Source organism: Aquimarina sp. 2-A2, assembly GCF_045505135.1.
Taxonomy (GTDB): domain Bacteria; phylum Bacteroidota; class Bacteroidia; order Flavobacteriales; family Flavobacteriaceae; genus Aquimarina; species Aquimarina intermedia.
In genome coordinates this window covers 583,857-600,795 of the sequence record NZ_JBJKFI010000001.1, presented here as the reverse complement: position 1 = coordinate 600,795, position 16,939 = coordinate 583,857, and the positions used below count along the sequence as shown (strand labels likewise).

Sequence of the window (16,939 nt, the reverse complement as noted above, 5' to 3'; positions counted from 1 at the left end):
AATTTTTGTAATCATCTGGATGTTTTTGCACAAGTGAAAAAGCAAAACATAGAAAAAGGTTTAATACTTACTCGAACTTACTCATCACCAGATCAACAAAGCGTTCTTCATGCGCTTGTTTGCCTTCCCACTGATTGTGATCCGGCTTAACCATTGTCTGAATAAAATCATGAGCTTCCTCTTTACTACTGTAGGTATTAAGTTGAGATAATACCCGGTTATAATCAGCAGAGCTGCCATCAAATAAATGTTTTATAAAAGCTAAGCGATCATTCAAACCAATATGGATGCCTTTTTTTAACTGATCGTGCAATGACTTAGGCTTTTCTTTGGTTTCATTCTTGCTTCCTTTGTCCAATATTGGCAGTCCTTGATGTGCTCCCGTTATTTCCTCAAAGTCGTTTTTTTCATACTGTTGATCTGACAAAAGGGCCTTTCCATAAGACTCCTCCTCATTTGCTCTGACAAAAAGATCTCCAGTAACACGTGCATTGATTTCTTCAATAATAAGTTCAGGTTTATCCGAAATCTCATCAGATTTCTCATCCTCAATGAGTATATCATCTTGCTTCTCCTTCACTTCCCGTTCATGGTCAACTGTAGGCTCTATTTCTACTGATGAAATCGTATCTTTAACATCCTCAACTATGTCCTGTTTAACGCTACTAGACCCCTCTTTTACAGCTTTTTCTTCATTTACAACTGTTCGATCGGAAGGCACTTCATCTACAACATCATTTTTTTCAAGTTGCTCACGAACTTTACCAATAGTAGGTTGTGCACCTTCAAAATGTGTCTCAGCAAAGTTTAAGATCGTTAATTTTTCATATAGAACTCTCGACTGTTCTTGCAATACCTGCAAGTCAGACTTGTTTTTCAACTGTAAGATTTTATGGGCAATACTTATAAGTTCTGCTTCAAGTTTCTTCTTCATAACTTTCTTATTCGCGTTAGCAATGCTGATTGTTTTTTAATAAATTTGCCTGATCTTTAGGCAAAACAAAGACATCAATTGATTTGATGCTGAAAAATACAAAATGTTTCTCGAAAATACAGTAAATCATAAAGAGCAATTTGGTTGGATTGAAGTAATCTGTGGTTCCATGTTTTCGGGTAAGACCGAAGAGTTAATACGCAGGCTCAAGCGCGCACAATTTGCAAAACAAAAAGTTGAAATTTTTAAACCCGCAGTAGATGTACGTTATGATGACGAGATGGTGGTTTCTCACGATGCAAATGAGATTCGATCCACTCCCGTTCCGGCTGCTGCCAATATCAGGATTCTTGCTGATACCTGTGATGTTATTGGGATTGATGAAGCGCAATTTTTTGATGATGAAATTGTAACAGTATGTAATGATCTTGCTAACAAAGGGATTCGAGTAATCGTAGCAGGTTTAGACATGGATTTTAAAGGAAATCCTTTTGGACCAATGCCTGCATTAATGGCAACTGCCGAGTATGTCACCAAAGTACATGCCGTGTGCACCAGAACCGGAAACCTTGCACAATACAGCTTTAGAAAATCCGCAAATGATGCTCTTGTGATGCTTGGTGAAACTGAAGAATATGAACCGTTGAGCCGTGGGGCGTATTATAAAGCAATGCTACGAGAGCGCGTTAAGGAAATGAAGGTGAGTGATCCACAAGAGGTTAATAAAGAATCAGATGAGTAGTGTGCAGGAAACAACTTTAGAAATCAACCTGGCTTCTTTAACGCACAATTACACCTATCTCAAAAAGCAAGTACAACCAGGAGTTAAACTACTTGCCGTAGTAAAAGCTAGCGCGTATGGAAACAGTGCTGCACAGCTTGCATTACATTTAGAAAAAATTGGTGTTGATTATCTTGCGGTTGCCTATAGCTCTGAAGGTGTAGCATTGCGAGAAGCGGGAGTTCAAACGCCTATCCTGGTATTTCACCCGCAACCTATCAATTTTGAAGAAATTATTGCGTATAATCTGGAGCCAAGTTTATATAGCCTACGCATACTTTCTTTGTTTACGACGCTTGCAATACAAAACCAACTTACTGGTTATCCAGTACATCTCAAGTTTAACACCGGCATCAACCGTATTGGATTTGCTGCGTCTGAAATAGATGAAGTTATTACCGCGCTTAAAGAAACAGAGACTCTGAAAGTTCTCTCAGTTTTTTCCCATCTCGCTGCAAGTGAAGATTTAAAGGAAAATTCATACACGCTTAAACAAATTAATCTTTTTAAGACCATAGCAAGCAACATTGCTAAAGGTATCGGTTATCAACCCATATTGCATCAAGCTAATACTTCTGGCATTTTAAACTATCCAGAGGCTCATTTTGATATGGTACGTACAGGGATCGGGCTTTATGGTTTTGGAAACGAAAGTAAATTTGATAAGAATTTAAAGCCCATCGCCTCCTTAAAATCTATTATATCACAAATTCACAGCTTACAACCCGGAGATTCTTTGGGCTATAATCGTGGTTTTGTTGCGACAAAGCTTACACGCTCTGCTACTATTCCTATTGGACATGCTGACGGGATCGGAAGAATTTATGGTCATAAAAAAGGGTATGTCATCATTAATGAACAACGTGCCTATATTTTAGGCATCGTTTGTATGGATATGATAATGGTTGATGTCACTGAAATTGATTGTCAAGAAGGTGATGAAGTTGTTATTTTTGACGAATCTTATCCCGCAAATACCTTGGCTGAACACGCTGGCACCATCTCCTATGAGCTGATCACCTCTATGTCTTCACGAATAAAACGTATTTTTGTCGAAAAATAACGTAGTTTATCGACTTCTTCCTCTAAATATTTCTTAATTAGTTGGTGATTCATAACAAAAAGAACTTCTTTGATAAAACATTAAAAATTATAAGTATGGGCTTTTTTAAAGACTTTAAATCTTTCTTGATGAAAGGTGATATTATTGCACTTGCGACAGCGGTAATTATAGGAGGAGCATTTAATAAGATAGTGGGATCCTTAGCGCAAGATATTATTATGCCGTTTATAGGCTTATTTATGGGAGGGCAAAACGTTAATAATATGTTTATCGCACTCGATGGTAGTAACCATGAGACACTTGCAACAGCAAAAGCAGCAGATGCCGCGATTATGACGTATGGTAATTTCTTACAAACCATTATCAATTTTATCGTTATTGGATTTGTAATTTTCATGATTCTTCGTACTTATGAAAAAACTAAGAAAAAGCAAGAAGAAGCTCCCGCAGCACCAAAAGGTCCTACACAAGAAGAAATCCTGTTAGAAATCCGGGATGAATTAAAAAAACAAAATTCTTAGAATAATATAGCGTCACCGCTATGCTACATAGTTTAACCCTAAAACCGTTCTTTTAAAAAAGAGCGGTTCTTTTTTTGTTTTATATTTAACAATTAGAAAGAATAGATAGAAAAGTTATGAAAAAGGGTGAAATAGCTTAATTATTTATCACTTTTGTAATGTTCAAAAGAAGAACATTATAAACATTTATATCAATATCTTAAAATTTAACAGGTGAAAGTAGCTGTTGTTGGTGCTACCGGATTGGTAGGAACCGTAATCTTAAAAGTTTTAGAGGAACGTAATTTTCCTGTAACGGAATTAATTCCTGTTGCCTCAGAAAAATCCGTAGGTAATAAAATTACCTTCAAAGGTAAATCATACACTGTGGTAAATGCCACTACGGCAATCGATTTAAAACCAGCGATTGCACTATTCTCTGCAGGTGGCGAGACATCCAAAGAATGGGCTCCAAAATTTGCAGATGCTGGTGTTATGGTAATTGACAACTCTTCGGCATGGAGAATGGACAAAACTAAGAAATTAGTAGTTCCCGAAATCAACGCCAACGAACTCACCGCAGAAGATAAAATCATAGCAAACCCGAATTGCTCTACCATACAGATGGTTATGGCATTGGCACCGCTACATAAAAAATATCAGATCAATCGTATTGTAGTTTCCACCTATCAATCAATTACAGGTACAGGGGTGAAAGCCGTTAATCAGTTGGAAAAGGAATATAAAAATGAAAAGGGCGAAATGGCATATCCATATCCGATTCATCGTAATGCTATCCCACACTGTGATGTTTTTGAAGAGAATGGCTACACCAAAGAAGAGATGAAACTGGTTAATGAAACCCAAAAAATACTGAATGACAAATCCATAGCGGTTACTGCAACTGCAATCCGTATCCCGGTAGTTGGTGGTCATAGTGAGAGTGTGAATTTGGAGTTCGAAAATGATTTCAACGAGAACGAAGTTCGTCAAATTCTCAATGATACTCCCGGGATCGTAGTTCAGGATAATCCAGATACTAATACCTATCCGATGCCTATCTATGCCGAAGGCAAGGACGATGTATTTGTAGGACGTATTCGTAGAGACTATTCCAGAAAGAATTCATTAAACATGTGGATAGTTGCAGATAATCTGAGAAAAGGTGCGGCCACTAATGCTGTTCAAATAGCGGAATATCTAGTTGCCAAAAAACTTGTCAACTAGCTCACATATAAAATATTGTTTTAAGTCCATGCTTCAGTGTCGAAGTATGGACTTTTTTATATGGAACCAATGCAAGATACCAGGATGTTACGGCGTAGATCCTTTAATTTTTAATAAATTTGTTAGATATCTTTAAATCATAGTTATGAAAAAAATCTTATGCTTACTCAGTACGATCGCATTAATCGTGAGCTGTACTAACGATAAAAAAGCTAAAAACAACAAACAAGAAAGTGCTGTGGTATATCCCGAAACCAAAAAAGTAGATACAGTTGACACTTATTTTGACACACAAGTAAAAGATCCATACCGTTGGTTAGAAGACGACAGGAGTAAAGAAACTGAAGCTTGGGTAACAAAACAAAACGAAGTTACATTTGAGTACTTAAAAAGCATCCCATTTAGAAATGATTTAAAAGATCGTTTATCCGCTCTTTGGAACTATGAGAAAATCAGTGCTCCTTTTAAGGAAGGTGATTACACCTATTTCTATAAAAATGATGGATTACAAAACCAGTATGTTTTATACCGTTTTAAGAACGAAGGCGATGAACCTGAAGTTTTTTTAGATCCAAATACCTTTAGCGAAGATGGTACTACCTCCCTTGGTGGCGCGAGCTTTTCTAAAGATGGATCTCTGCTCGCTTACTCTATTTCTGAAGGAGGTAGTGATTGGAGAAAAATTATTATCAAGAACACTGAAACGAAAGAAGTAATAGAAGATACGCTCATTGATGTTAAATTTTCAGGAATGGCATGGAAGGGTAATGAAGGTTTTTATTACTCTAGTTATGACAAACCAAAAGGTAGCGAACTTTCTGCAAAAACCGATCAACACAAATTATATTACCATAAACTTGGTACTGCTCAAAAAGATGATCAGTTAGTATTTGGAGGAACACCAGAAGAAAAGCATCGTTATGTAAACGGTCAGGTTACCGAAGACAACAAATACTTACTAATTTCTGCTAGTATTTCGACTTCAGGTAATAAATTATTTTTGAAAGATTTATCAAAACCAAACAGTAAGCTAGTTACAATTCTAGATCATACCGACAGTGATACCTATTTAATCGATAACGTAGGTTCTAAGCTGTATTTGGTAACGAACTTAAATGCACCTAATCAAAAAATTGTAACAGCAGATGCCTCAAATCCATCTTCGGATCAATGGACAGATTTTATAGCTGAGACAGAAAATGTACTAAGTCCCGGTAAAGGTGGAGGATATTTCTTCGCAGAGTACATGGTTGATGCATTATCAAAAGTTCGTCAATACGATTATGATGGTACATTGGTAAGAGAAGTAGCATTGCCCGGTAAAGGAAGTGTTAGTGGCTTCAATAGTAAAAAAGAAGAGAAAACGTTGTACTATTCTTTTACTAATTATAATACTCCGGGTAACATTTATACCTATGATATAGAAAAAGGAACTTCTAAGCTTTATAAGAAACCTTCTATTGATTTTAATCCCAGTGAATATGAAAGTACACAAGTCTTTTATAATTCCAAAGATGGTACTAAAATACCGATGATGATCACTCACAAAAAGGGGATCGAATTAAATGGGAAAAACCCAACAATTCTGTATGGATATGGAGGTTTCAACATTAGTTTAACTCCGTCATTCAGCATCACCAATGCTGTATGGATGGAACAAGGTGGTATTCTTGCGGTTCCCAATTTAAGAGGTGGTGGTGAATATGGAAAGAAATGGCACGATGCGGGTACTAAAACTAAAAAACAAAACGTTTTTGATGACTTTATTGCTGCTGCTGAATATCTGATTTCGAGTAAGTATACTTCAAATGATTATTTAGCAATACGAGGAGGGTCCAACGGTGGACTGCTTGTTGGAGCAACAATGACACAACGACCTGACCTGATGAAAGTAGCACTACCCGCAGTAGGTGTATTGGATATGTTACGTTACCATACCTTTACGGCTGGTGCAGGCTGGGCATACGATTATGGTACTGCACAGGATAATAAAGAAATGTTTGAGTATTTAAAAGGGTACTCACCTGTACATAACGTGAAAGAAGGAGTGTCCTATCCTGCCACCTTAATTACTACGGGAGATCATGATGACCGTGTAGTTCCTGCACACTCCTTCAAATTTGCAGCAGAGCTACAAGAGAAACACGCCGGAGCATCTCCTGTTTTGATAAGAATAGAGACTAATGCAGGTCACGGTGCAGGAACTCCTGTAGCTAAGACTATAGAGCAATATGCCGATATTTTTAGTTTTACACTATATAATATGGGGTTTGAGGTATTACCTGAGAAAGCAAATACCAATGTAAAAGGTTAAAAATAATTTTTTACTGTAAAAGATCCGTTTTTCTTAAGGAAAGCGGATCTTTTTTTATATAAAGTTCAATATCTTTGAGTATGCTGACAGTAAAAAACATCTCTTTTGCGTATGATACTCAACCGGTTTTGAGAAATATTAGTTTTACGGTAGCCCCAGGACAACATATTGCTGTAATTGGTGCAAGTGGCTGTGGCAAAAGTACCTTATTAAAAATTCTTTACGGACTCTTAGATGTCCATAGCGGATCCCTCTTCTGGAAAGATCAGAAAATTCTCGGACCTGCCTACAATCTAATCCCCGGACAAGAAAACATGAAGTACCTCGCTCAGGGTTTCGAACTTGCTGCATACCGAACTGTAGCCGATAATATTGGTCAATATCTATCAAATTTTGAACCTCAGCTCAAGCAAGGTCGTGTTCAGGAGCTACTTGAAATTGTTGAATTGGTTCCGTATGCAGACACACCGGTCGAATTATTGAGCGGCGGACAGAAACAACGGGTCGCACTTGCCCGGTCATTAGCTAAACGTCCGGAATTATTATTATTGGATGAGCCTTTTGGTAATATCGACAATTATAGACGTAGTGCCTTGCGACGCAATTTATTTCAATACTTGAGCAGAAATAAAATTACAAGCATCACAGCTACCCATGATAAAACTGACATTCTTTCTTTTGCAGACGAAACTATCGTGATAAAAGAAGGACAATTGTTACATAAAAAAAACACACAAGCACTATACACAAATCCTGTAGACCATTATACCGCTGCGCTATTTGGAGAAGTGAATACGGTAAGGGTCGCAGCCCTATATCCTGATTATCCAGAGCAAACTCAGGTTTTACTATATCCTCATGAAATACAGCTTAACGAAGCTTCGAGTTTAAAAGTCAGAATAAAAGCCTCCTATTTTAAGGGTAGTATATTTTTGCTGGAATGTGTGTTAGAAAATAGAATTATTTTTATTGAACATCCTCATGCCATAAATACTGGTTCACTGGTTGGTATTACCTTCTCAAAGGCGCTTATTGATGAACGATTGAACACAAGTGCTTAGTTCTTTTTAAGCATCAAGGTCTTACCGTCAAATTCGGCATAGGTATAATGAACAATCCAATCTCCTAAGTTTACGTAGGTTGCCTTGTCGTCAAGGTCAATCTCCATTGGAAGATGCCTATGTCCAAAAACAAAATAATCTATAGGGCTAGTTTCTAATTTACGTTTACAGTATTGAACCAACCATTCGTTTTCTTCACCCAAAAATCTGACATCCTCGTCTCCTGATATGAGTTTATTTTTAACCGAAAGATATTTTGCCAATCGAACTCCCAGATCAGGATGTAACCAACGGAATAACCATTTTGAGAACGGATTGATAAACACTTTTTTCATGCGTTTATACCCTTTATCACCAGGCCCCAAACCGTCACCGTGACCTATTAGAAATTTTGTGGTATTAAATGTAAATTCCTGAGGTGAATGAAAAACAGGAATGTTGAGTTCTTCCTCAAAATAGCCATCCATCCATAGATCATGATTTCCTACAAAATAATACACAGGAATACCGGAATCCGTTAATTCTGCTAATTTCCCCAAAGTCCTTGTAAATCCTTTGGGCACCACAGTTTTATATTCAAACCAAAAATCAAATAAATCGCCTAGTAAAAAAATAGCTGCTGCATCCTTTTTAATCTCGTCTAACCAAGCAACGAACTTTTGCTCTCTGGGAAAACTTTGTTCTGGAGTGGGCGCTCCCAGATGATTATCGCTAGCAAAATAAATTTTCTTTCCTTCAGAAATAGTGATGTGCTGTGATTGCGTTGCTGTCATATAAATTATAAATATAAGCCAATCTTAGTTATCACTTGCATACCACTCTGCATAAGAGGTTTCAGTTTCCTGAAGCTTTAATGAAAATAATTGTATGTTCTGCGGTAATCTCGCCGTTATTTTCTTTGCAAAATCTATAACCATATTTTCACTTGTAGGTTGGTAATCAAGTAAGATTACATTATGTCCTCTGTCCTGAAGTTCTTTGGCAAGCTCGACATGAGGGGTATTTTTATTAAAAACCGTAGCGTGATCAAAAACATCTTCTACTTCTTCTTTTACTATCTTTTTGAGATCTCCAAAATCGATAACCATTCCGAGTTTGACATGATTTATTTCTGTAATGGGTTTCCCAATTACGGTAACACTTAGTTTATAACTATGACCATGAACATTCTTACACTTGCCATCATACCCATACAGTGCGTGACCTGTTTCAAAAGTGAATTGTTTTGTGATCCTGATATTGCTCATTACTAGAATTTTTGACAAAGTTAAGGAACATTCGCTTGTTTTGAACCTTATCCAGAAAGAAACCGCATATACGTATTTTATATAATACCAGTCAAATTGCAATAGCTTAGGAGGCTACTTCGTGCTTGCTTCGATGTGGTGAGAAAAATTCTTGGCAGCCGTTAATGCACTTTGCTCAAGAAGGTTTGGCTTATACCTTTGCATTATCAATTTGTTGTCTTTTATAGTCTTCATAGCTTCAAGCGAGAACTGACTAAGCTCATCAAGAAAAAGCTCTAAGGCCTCATCCAGTTCGGAAATTTTCTCAAAAACGTGATGGTATAGCCCCTTTTCTAGTGCCCAGTAAGCATTTTGCCATGACTTTGGACTCCATACCAACCTATCAAATCCCGATGTGCCAATACAATCTGTTAAGGGCAGCTGAGTGACCAGCGGAGCCAAACCTTGTTTCATTTGATTTATTTGTATTGCCGATGCTTCTGTAGCAAACACATAATCGCAACACGCTATCAAACCCAGACCATCATTTACGATCTTTCCATCAACCCTTGCCACAATTGGCTTAGAATATTTAAGTAAGATTTTGAAAAGTTGGGCTAATAGTACTAGTGATGTTTGTATATCTGCTAATGTATTGTGATTAAGTATTTCGGGCAACAGGCCCCTACAAAAAAAATCGCTCTTTTGAGATTTCAAAACCACTAAGGATACTTTACTGTCGTTTTCAATTTCAACAAAAGTTTTTTCCAGACGTGTTAACAAGACACTGTCCAGTTGGTTTTCATTCAGATGCCCAAATTCAATCGTAGCAATCTTATTTTCTACTTTGGTAAATACACTTTCTTTACTCCTCTCCATAGCATCTCGAAATTTAGCATATGTTAAACCGGAATTAATTTAGGACGGATCATTTTTCTAAATTTGATTACCAAAGCTACGCCGCGAACTAATGCCCAAACTACAAACGCAATCCAAATCCCACTTAGCTTAAAACCGAAAGATTCACTAAGGTACAAAACAGGAATGAAAGCCAAAAATGTTGCAGCAAGAAGCACATTTCTAAGGTAACTCATTTCGCCCATGCCTTTAAAAATTCCATCAAAGACAAAGGCAATTCCATTGATTGGTTGTGCGATCAGAACAATAAAGAAAATCGTGTAAAATGTTTCTAGCACGAGAGGCTCTTTAGTGAAAACCGCTCCAATTTGGTAATAAAAAACACTTCCTAATACGCCAAGTACCAGACTTACCACAATCCCATATAATGTAACTTTTTTACTGAGTTGCCATAACATATTGTATTGTTGAGAGCCTAACAATTTACCGCTCAAAATATTTCCTGCAGCACCGTAACCATCAATAAAAAATGCTGAAAACAACCATATATTCAAAGCAATCGTGTGAGCCGCGATATATTCTTTGCCATAATCCGTTGCGTGCGCGTTTGCAAAATAAATCGCTGTGTTGAGTGCGATGGAGCGCACAAACAAATTTAAACTCATGGCTATCAAACGACCCAATTCTTTGTTTAAAGGCAGTTTTAGCTTCAGACTGACATTTGTTTTTACCACTAATAGTACAAACACAATTATAGCCATAAGTCCTTGAGATATTAAACTTGCCCAGGCAGCACCCTTGATACCCATCGGTTCAATGAACTGATCTAATCCATAAACTAAAATAAGGTCCAGACCAACATTAACACTTGCACCGATTATGGCCACGATCATCGGCCAAAATGTATTTTGTAAACCTCTAAAAATTCCGAAAACTGCAAACGTAAATAAGGTTAAAGGAAAACCCCACACGCGTATCTCATAATATTGCACACAATACTCAAGTATAAGCCCTGAGGCATTATAGAGCTGAAATATTTCTTCAATAAAAAAAATGGTAGATACTAAAATAACTACACTCAAGCTCACGTTTAGGAAAATAGCTTGTGCCGGTAAACTCTCTACTTCATCTAATCGACCTGCTCCAAGGTATTGCGAAATTATGGCTGAAATCGCACTACGTGTCTGCCCTAAAATCCAGATCAATGCAGACAAAAACGACCCAACAATCCCAACAGCAGCGAGCGACTCGGTGCCAAAATCAGGAATATTACCCACGATAGCTGTATCAGTAATAGACAGTAAGGGTTCTGCAATACCCGCAACAATTGCCGGTATCGCTAAGCGATTGATATTCTTAAAGCTAATTCCATCTGCTACCATACCAATTCAAAGCAATAAAATGGAAACTCACTCTGATTCGGAAAAAATATTTCTCCCACCTGCTGATATCCTCTTTTTTTATAAAAACTTTGGTTACGTTTATTTTGGCTAAAGGTATCTAAACGCACGGATTGATAGTTCTGTTCGCGAGCGTAAGCTTCCCCAAAGTCCATTAGCTGTCTGGCAATACCATTGCCCCAGTAATCCGGGTGTACTGCTAACCGATGAATATAAAGGTTTGAATTGTTTTTAGTAAGCCAAACAATAGGTTTATACTCTTCATCCATTACCGGGGTCAAGACGATAATACCCATTAGAATACCATCATTTTTGAATGTGTACATCTCATCACGCTCAATATCAAGTTCAAAACGTTTACGCGTTGGATAGTGCTCATTCCATTGATAAATACCATGAGCAATTAATGCTTTAGCACAGGCTTGTGTTAGCTGAAAAATTTGTTCAACATCGGATAAGGTCGCTTTTGCAATCATTTCTCAAATATAGGAACTTGAGTGTAATTTTGTAGAATGAATACTTTAGTTTTTGATAGGTTATTAAATAAAAACGTTTATTTTTGAGGCTATAGCCGGGGATGTAGCTCAGTTGGCTAGAGTGCTTGACTGGCAGTCAAGAGGTCGTGGGTTCGAATCCCATCTTCTCCACAAATAGTATTTGTTTTATTTAGAGTAAAGAAATAGTGTTATCTTATTTTGATAAAGATTTCACGTACAGATTTTCTACTTTATCTCTGGCCCAAGGAGTTCTTCTTAAAAATTTAAGACTTGATTTTATTGAAGGATCGGTAGTAAAACACCTAATACTTATCAACTTACCTAATTGTTCCCAACCGTAAGCAGCCACCAAATATTCTAAAATATCTGCAAGTTTTACTCCGTGCAATGGATTATTAGGTTGATCTTTCATAGAATTTACAATTCAAACGAATATACATAAAAAAACAACCCCCGGCTAACTACTTCCGAGGGTCTCAATTGAAACATAATTGTATTAACACAAACTCAACTTATACTAATTATGATGGTTTCAACTGGTTTTTATTTCTTATGCTGCAAATATACTATCAAAATGAATCCTACATCTACATTTTTAAATTCGTAATTTAGAATTAACAATAGAGTAAACAATTGTTAAAACAAATCATGATTCCGTATTAATTCAATGCGAATCGTAGCAACAATCATAATGAACGCTAATTATAAGACGCTTATTCTTACAAAAAGTTACAACACAAAATGATTTATACAAGTATTAATTAAATCCCCGGGAACCAGTCCCGGAGATTTTGTCGAAACTAAGGTTACATGTTTATACACAAACTCAACTTGTACATGTTATAGTTTCAATCTAGCTAATTCTTATTTACTCTACCTTAACATCAAAACTGACTTCTATATCCGTTTCTCCTCCAAAATCACTACGTTCTGTCCCTACTTTTGTAAGGGGCTCGTGAATTAAGAAAGCAGTAACAATTCCTGATTCGATTGTTACCGGGCTTTGCCACGTAGTTGTAATATTAATTGCAACACCATTGCTGTCGATTACATCGTTTGCCGCACTTTTGATGGACAACCCTTTTACTGTAGAGTTAAAGTAAACCAAGTGTTCATCTTTTTCTGCAATTACCTCTTCGGTAATATTATCTACTGCATTGGGATCAGATTCGTCCAAGAATTGTATGGATACCTGATAGTTAGTATCCGCTTTTAGTGTAATAGCATCTTTTTTATTTTCAGTCCATACCACCGTTTTAGTTTCTGAAGATCCGGCTTCGGTAAAGTTCAGTTTGACTGTGGTTATTGTTTCTTCTTCATTTATAACTTCCGGAAGATCATCATCGCTTCCACAAGCGGAAAATAATAAGGTTACTCCTGCTCCGAGGATAAGGTTCTTTAAAATGTTCATAGTTTTAAAATTTAAGATTTAAGTGAATTGAAATATTTCTGCCAAGCGCAGCTGCGTAATAGCGTTGTCTGTTTAAATAGTCTCTATAAGAGGTGTTAAAAATGTTTGTTACTGAAAGTCCTACTCTAAAATCCTGAGGGTTTTTTAGAGTTAAGGTATAATTAGCCATCAAATCAAAAAGTGTATACCCCGGTGGTGGAGAAGATATATCGACCACCTCTGTAGTAAGCTCTTGGTTTTCAGTAAATTCTACTTCAAAGTTATTGTTAGGGAAATGAGATTGTTTCAATGCTGTTGTATTTATCAAAGAGAGTTCAAGCTGAGATACCGCATATGTAAGCGTAGATCGAAATACAGGTGCGGGCATTTGTGGTAAATCCTCGTTTAAAATTTCATCTTGTCCGCGAATGTATGAAAACGCACTTGCTACGCTCCAATTATTTGTCAAGCTAGCGCTAAGATCCACATCTACTCCGTATAATAACGCATCCGTTTGTCGATATTCCCATACTGGAAATGCGCCTCTAATCGTTAATTCAAGACCCGTCGGCTCAAGCAGTTTATAATCTTCAATCTTACTAAAGTAGGGTGCTATTTTAACCGATAAGAAATCAAAGAGGTTTTTATGCTCTGAGGTAAGGGAAAATTTAAGTGCTTTTTCCTGATCCAAGTCCAATCTTCCTAGCTCAATAATCGCAGCACTGTGATGTAAACCATCACTGAACAATTCGGTAGGATTGGGAGCTCGCATAGCATATGAGGCGTTAAAAAGTAATTTATTATTATCAGCATAGGTATACTTGACTCCAGCAGAAGCTGCGATACTGTGATAATCATATATAGGGTTTGTAAGCCATTGATTCCCCTCGTCTCTTATGATAAGATTCGGGAACTCCTGATCGTATCCACGTGCTTCCCAAAAATCCTTTTTATAAAACTTTTTGGCATCTAAATGTATATAATCATATCGAATGCCTAGATCAGCTTTAAGGTTATCATAAAGACTAATTTCTGATATAGCATATAACCCCGCTGTATACTTCTCATAATCCGGAATAAGTCTTCGCACCCCTGTTTCCGGATTTGGAGTATTCGTTTGATACGTCAGTTGTACCCCAGCCGTTTTCTTAAAATTTTCATTAGCATCGAATAAAAAAGAGCTTTCAAGAGCGTGTGTAATTAACTCTAAATCCAAACTCGCTTTGTCACGATCTTCTCCCCGTCGTATATCAAATTCTTTTCTCTGATTTACTTGCAATGCATATTGAAGTTCCAGTTTTCCGAGATTACGAAATCGATTGTACGCTTTTAGCTTAGCCAGATGATGTTGTGTTTTTTGCTTGGGCTCATTAATTACATAGGTAAAATCTTCTTCGATGAGTGGTCGATCACTTTTTATTGCGCGTACTAAATCACCCACATTCCCGATATGAGAAGCCCTTAATATTCCTTGAGTGGCATTGTAGAAACTATAATATCCCTCTACACCAAATTGAAAATTGGAGTAGCCTGTCCCAAATGAAAAACTTTGTTCTCTATGCCCCGTATTACTTAAGATATAATCAGGAGCTTCACTATCTCCAAAGTATTTGAGCGTCCCTTGTGCTCTTGCACTCCAACCGTCACTAAGACCAATATTAACAGTAGCATTTGACGCTGTTCCACGTCCATTAGAGCTAGCTGCAAATCCAGCAGAGCCAAAAATTGTATCTCTAAGGGTAGTTAGTTTATTTTCTGCCACAACCACTCCGCCAATAGCGTTCCCACCGTATTGCAAAGCACCAGCTCCCTTAATTATTTTTATCTGATTAAACGCATTGATATCAACATTAGGTGCATGCTCTTCTCCCCATTCCTGGTCTTCCTGACGTACCCCATTGTTCATAATGATAATACGACTACTATGCAGCCCTTGAATAACTGGTTTTACAATAGTGTTTCCAGTAGATAAACTTGTTACTCCTGATACTTCTTTTAAAGCATCACCCAGAGATAAACTGCTATAGTTCTCAATATCCTGACTTGATAATTTATCCTCAGACAAACTATTTGTCACATTTTTACCATTTGAAGTGCTTATATCAACCTGGTCAAGATCAGTATAGTGATGCTCCAAATAGAAGTCAATTTCAGAGGTTTTACTCACGTCAATAGTCTTTACCTGGGTAATGCAATCTTGATGGGTAACTGTAAAAGCGTAAGCTGTAGGACAAAGATTCTCTATCCTAAATCTACCTTCGTTATCAGTCGTAAAAACCAAATTATTAAATGATATTCTTGCGTCTTCCAGCGGTAAACCATCATGAAAATCAATAACCTGTCCTGTTAAAACCTGGTTACAATCTTGTGCGATTAGCATCCCGTTACCTAAAAGAAACACAAGTACATATGCGAATCTTTTCATTGTAAAAATTAAAAAAAGTGAAAAATCAAAGTCCCGCTAAAATTCGCACGACTGATTTGGAAAATGGAAAAGTAATTAAGCTACCGGAGGTGCTTTATTCTGAAGATTATCAAAACTCGTATTTGTATAAACAACGACATGATATTGTAAAGGTAGCACCCCAGTATATACGTAAAGTGTCTGAGGAACCCCTATGTCCTGTGATGGCAAATAAGATTCTGCCTTCTGATCTGCAGCAAACTGACAGATTTTACAGTCCACATCATCCACCTCATGATCCAATGCATGTAAATCAGCTATTTGGATACAGCTGAAAAACACTAACAATAGTGACGCAATGATATTTTTATTTGCTAACATTAGTACAAATAAACGAAAAAAATTAGCATCAATTTCATTTTCTACTATGATAATTTGTTAAAGAATTACAAATTTCAAAGTTTCTTCACCAATTTTTATAAGATCCTCAGGCAAAAAATCATGCTCCCAGGGATGTTTGGCACCAAAAACATGAGTTGCATTATTAATGGTAATTAATTCGCTACGTGGTATCCAAGAGTGAAGTTTGAGCGCTTCATCATAGAGCACAGAAGTGTCGGCATCTCCGTGTATAATCAAAGTTGGCTTAGTGATTCCTTTTGCCGCTTTTTCTATTGTCAATTGATTTTCGTTTTGCACAAAATCTAAATAAAAAGAATAAAAATGTGGCATCTTCTGCAAGGTCCTCGCGTTGTCAACATACATAACTCCAGTTTCTTTCCATTCTTTAAGTGCTTCTCCTTGCGGAAATCTACTTTTAAAATCTGACACTCCAGCCCACGTAACTAATTTAGTAATTCTTGTGTCTGATGCTGCTTTTAAGGTCGCAATACCACCACCCCTAGAATGTCCGACCAAAATAATCCTAGAAGTATCCATGTGTTGAGCATATGGATTGTCACTATCAAAAATCCAGTCTAACATACTGTTCACATCCGTAAGCTCTTTGGAATACGTATTGTTGCCAAAACTTTCTAAATCCGGAAAATCAACAGGCTGCTTTACCGTACCCCCATTATGAGAAAAGTTGAATTTAATAAAACAACAGTCGTTTTTAGCAAAAAAGTTTGCTAACAAGTCCCAAGCTCCCCAATCTTTAAACCCCTTGTATCCATGACAAAATAATATCACCGGTTTTGAATACTCCGTGTTTTTAAAAAAAACATCAGCTACTAAAGGTTTATCAAATTCACTGGCTATGATTATATTTTTTACTATTTCCAT

General features: G+C 36.9%; 17 protein-coding genes and 1 tRNA gene. 8 read left to right on the top strand and 10 right to left on the bottom strand.

Features of this window, described 5'->3' with window-relative positions:
* Positions 1 to 67 precede the first annotated feature (67 nt).
* Positions 68 to 934, bottom strand: a complete 867-nt coding sequence (locus tag ACJRPK_RS02625) for a hypothetical protein (RefSeq protein ID WP_407138311.1) — start codon at positions 932 to 934, stop codon at positions 68 to 70.
* Positions 935 to 1,037: 103 nt separating this feature from the next.
* On the opposite strand from ACJRPK_RS02625, the gene ACJRPK_RS02620 reads away from it, so the two are divergent.
* From ACJRPK_RS02620 to ACJRPK_RS02595, 6 genes are all read left to right on the top strand, one after another.
* On the top strand, positions 1,038 to 1,676 hold the full coding sequence (locus tag ACJRPK_RS02620; RefSeq protein WP_407138310.1) for a thymidine kinase: 639 nt from the start codon (positions 1,038 to 1,040) through the stop codon (positions 1,674 to 1,676).
* On the top strand, positions 1,669 to 2,778 hold the full coding sequence (gene alr / locus ACJRPK_RS02615; RefSeq protein ID WP_407138309.1) for an alanine racemase: 1,110 nt from the start codon (positions 1,669 to 1,671) through the stop codon (positions 2,776 to 2,778). Before ACJRPK_RS02620 ends, alr begins: the two co-directional genes overlap by 8 nt.
* 95 nt (positions 2,779 to 2,873) lie before the next feature.
* Entirely contained in the window at positions 2,874 to 3,299 is a 426-nt protein-coding gene (gene mscL / locus ACJRPK_RS02610) for a large conductance mechanosensitive channel protein MscL (RefSeq protein ID WP_407138308.1), read from the top strand.
* 213 nt (positions 3,300 to 3,512) lie between these two features.
* A complete protein-coding gene (locus ACJRPK_RS02605; RefSeq protein ID WP_407138307.1) occupies positions 3,513 to 4,505 on the top strand; it encodes an aspartate-semialdehyde dehydrogenase in 993 nt (330 codons plus the stop codon).
* 145 nt (positions 4,506 to 4,650) lie between these two features.
* The gene (locus ACJRPK_RS02600) at positions 4,651 to 6,819 is read left to right on the top strand and encodes a prolyl oligopeptidase family serine peptidase (RefSeq protein ID WP_407138306.1); all 2,169 of its coding nucleotides are present in this window, start codon (positions 4,651 to 4,653) and stop codon (positions 6,817 to 6,819) included.
* Positions 6,820 to 6,899: 80 nt separating this feature from the next.
* Complete coding sequence (locus tag ACJRPK_RS02595) at positions 6,900 to 7,880, top strand: ABC transporter ATP-binding protein (protein WP_407138305.1); 981 nt, start codon at positions 6,900 to 6,902, stop codon at positions 7,878 to 7,880.
* Here the strand turns inward: ACJRPK_RS02595 and ACJRPK_RS02590 are convergent.
* The 5 genes from ACJRPK_RS02590 to ACJRPK_RS02570 all read right to left on the bottom strand — a co-directional run bounded on the left by ACJRPK_RS02590 (position 7,877) and on the right by ACJRPK_RS02570 (position 11,840).
* On the bottom strand, positions 7,877 to 8,629 hold the full coding sequence (locus ACJRPK_RS02590; RefSeq protein ID WP_407138815.1) for a UDP-2,3-diacylglucosamine diphosphatase: 753 nt from the start codon (positions 8,627 to 8,629) through the stop codon (positions 7,877 to 7,879). The genes ACJRPK_RS02595 and ACJRPK_RS02590 overlap by 4 nt on opposite strands.
* A gap of 48 nt (positions 8,630 to 8,677) precedes the next feature.
* Positions 8,678 to 9,127, bottom strand: a complete 450-nt coding sequence (locus ACJRPK_RS02585) for a 6-pyruvoyl trahydropterin synthase family protein (RefSeq protein WP_407138304.1) — start codon at positions 9,125 to 9,127, stop codon at positions 8,678 to 8,680.
* Between the two features lie 114 nt (positions 9,128 to 9,241).
* Positions 9,242 to 9,985 (bottom strand): enoyl-CoA hydratase/isomerase family protein, encoded by a 744-nt coding sequence (locus ACJRPK_RS02580; RefSeq protein ID WP_407138303.1) that lies wholly within the window; start codon positions 9,983 to 9,985, stop codon positions 9,242 to 9,244.
* Between the two features lie 23 nt (positions 9,986 to 10,008).
* Positions 10,009 to 11,346 carry an MATE family efflux transporter gene (locus ACJRPK_RS02575; RefSeq protein ID WP_407138302.1) on the bottom strand — a complete coding sequence of 446 codons (1,338 nt, stop codon included), beginning with the start codon at positions 11,344 to 11,346 and terminating at the stop codon, positions 10,009 to 10,011.
* Positions 11,340 to 11,840, bottom strand: coding sequence for a GNAT family N-acetyltransferase (locus tag ACJRPK_RS02570; protein WP_407138301.1), 501 nt, complete (start codon positions 11,838 to 11,840; stop codon positions 11,340 to 11,342). The genes ACJRPK_RS02575 and ACJRPK_RS02570 overlap by 7 nt, the downstream gene beginning before the upstream one ends.
* 97 nt (positions 11,841 to 11,937) lie before the next feature.
* Here ACJRPK_RS02570 and ACJRPK_RS02565 point away from each other — a divergent pair.
* Positions 11,938 to 12,011: transfer RNA gene (locus ACJRPK_RS02565), tRNA-Ala, on the top strand.
* 43 nt (positions 12,012 to 12,054) lie between these two features.
* Here ACJRPK_RS02565 and ACJRPK_RS02560 read toward each other — a convergent pair.
* The 3 genes from ACJRPK_RS02560 to ACJRPK_RS02550 form a co-directional block, all read right to left on the bottom strand.
* Positions 12,055 to 12,273, bottom strand: coding sequence for a VF530 family DNA-binding protein (locus ACJRPK_RS02560; protein ID WP_407138300.1), 219 nt, complete (start codon positions 12,271 to 12,273; stop codon positions 12,055 to 12,057).
* Between the two features lie 456 nt (positions 12,274 to 12,729).
* Positions 12,730 to 13,272, bottom strand: coding sequence for a hypothetical protein (locus ACJRPK_RS02555; protein WP_407138299.1), 543 nt, complete (start codon positions 13,270 to 13,272; stop codon positions 12,730 to 12,732).
* Between the two features lie 4 nt (positions 13,273 to 13,276).
* On the bottom strand, positions 13,277 to 15,676 hold the full coding sequence (locus ACJRPK_RS02550; RefSeq protein ID WP_407138298.1) for a TonB-dependent receptor: 2,400 nt from the start codon (positions 15,674 to 15,676) through the stop codon (positions 13,277 to 13,279).
* A 17-nt stretch (positions 15,677 to 15,693) separates the two neighbouring features.
* Here ACJRPK_RS02550 and ACJRPK_RS02545 point away from each other — a divergent pair, with 17 nt between their 5' ends.
* Positions 15,694 to 15,990 carry a hypothetical protein gene (locus tag ACJRPK_RS02545; RefSeq protein WP_407138297.1) on the top strand — a complete coding sequence of 99 codons (297 nt, stop codon included), beginning with the start codon at positions 15,694 to 15,696 and terminating at the stop codon, positions 15,988 to 15,990.
* A 103-nt stretch (positions 15,991 to 16,093) separates the two neighbouring features.
* On the opposite strand, the gene ACJRPK_RS02540 is transcribed toward ACJRPK_RS02545, so the two are convergent.
* Entirely contained in the window at positions 16,094 to 16,939 is an 846-nt protein-coding gene (locus ACJRPK_RS02540) for an alpha/beta hydrolase family protein (protein ID WP_407138296.1), read from the bottom strand.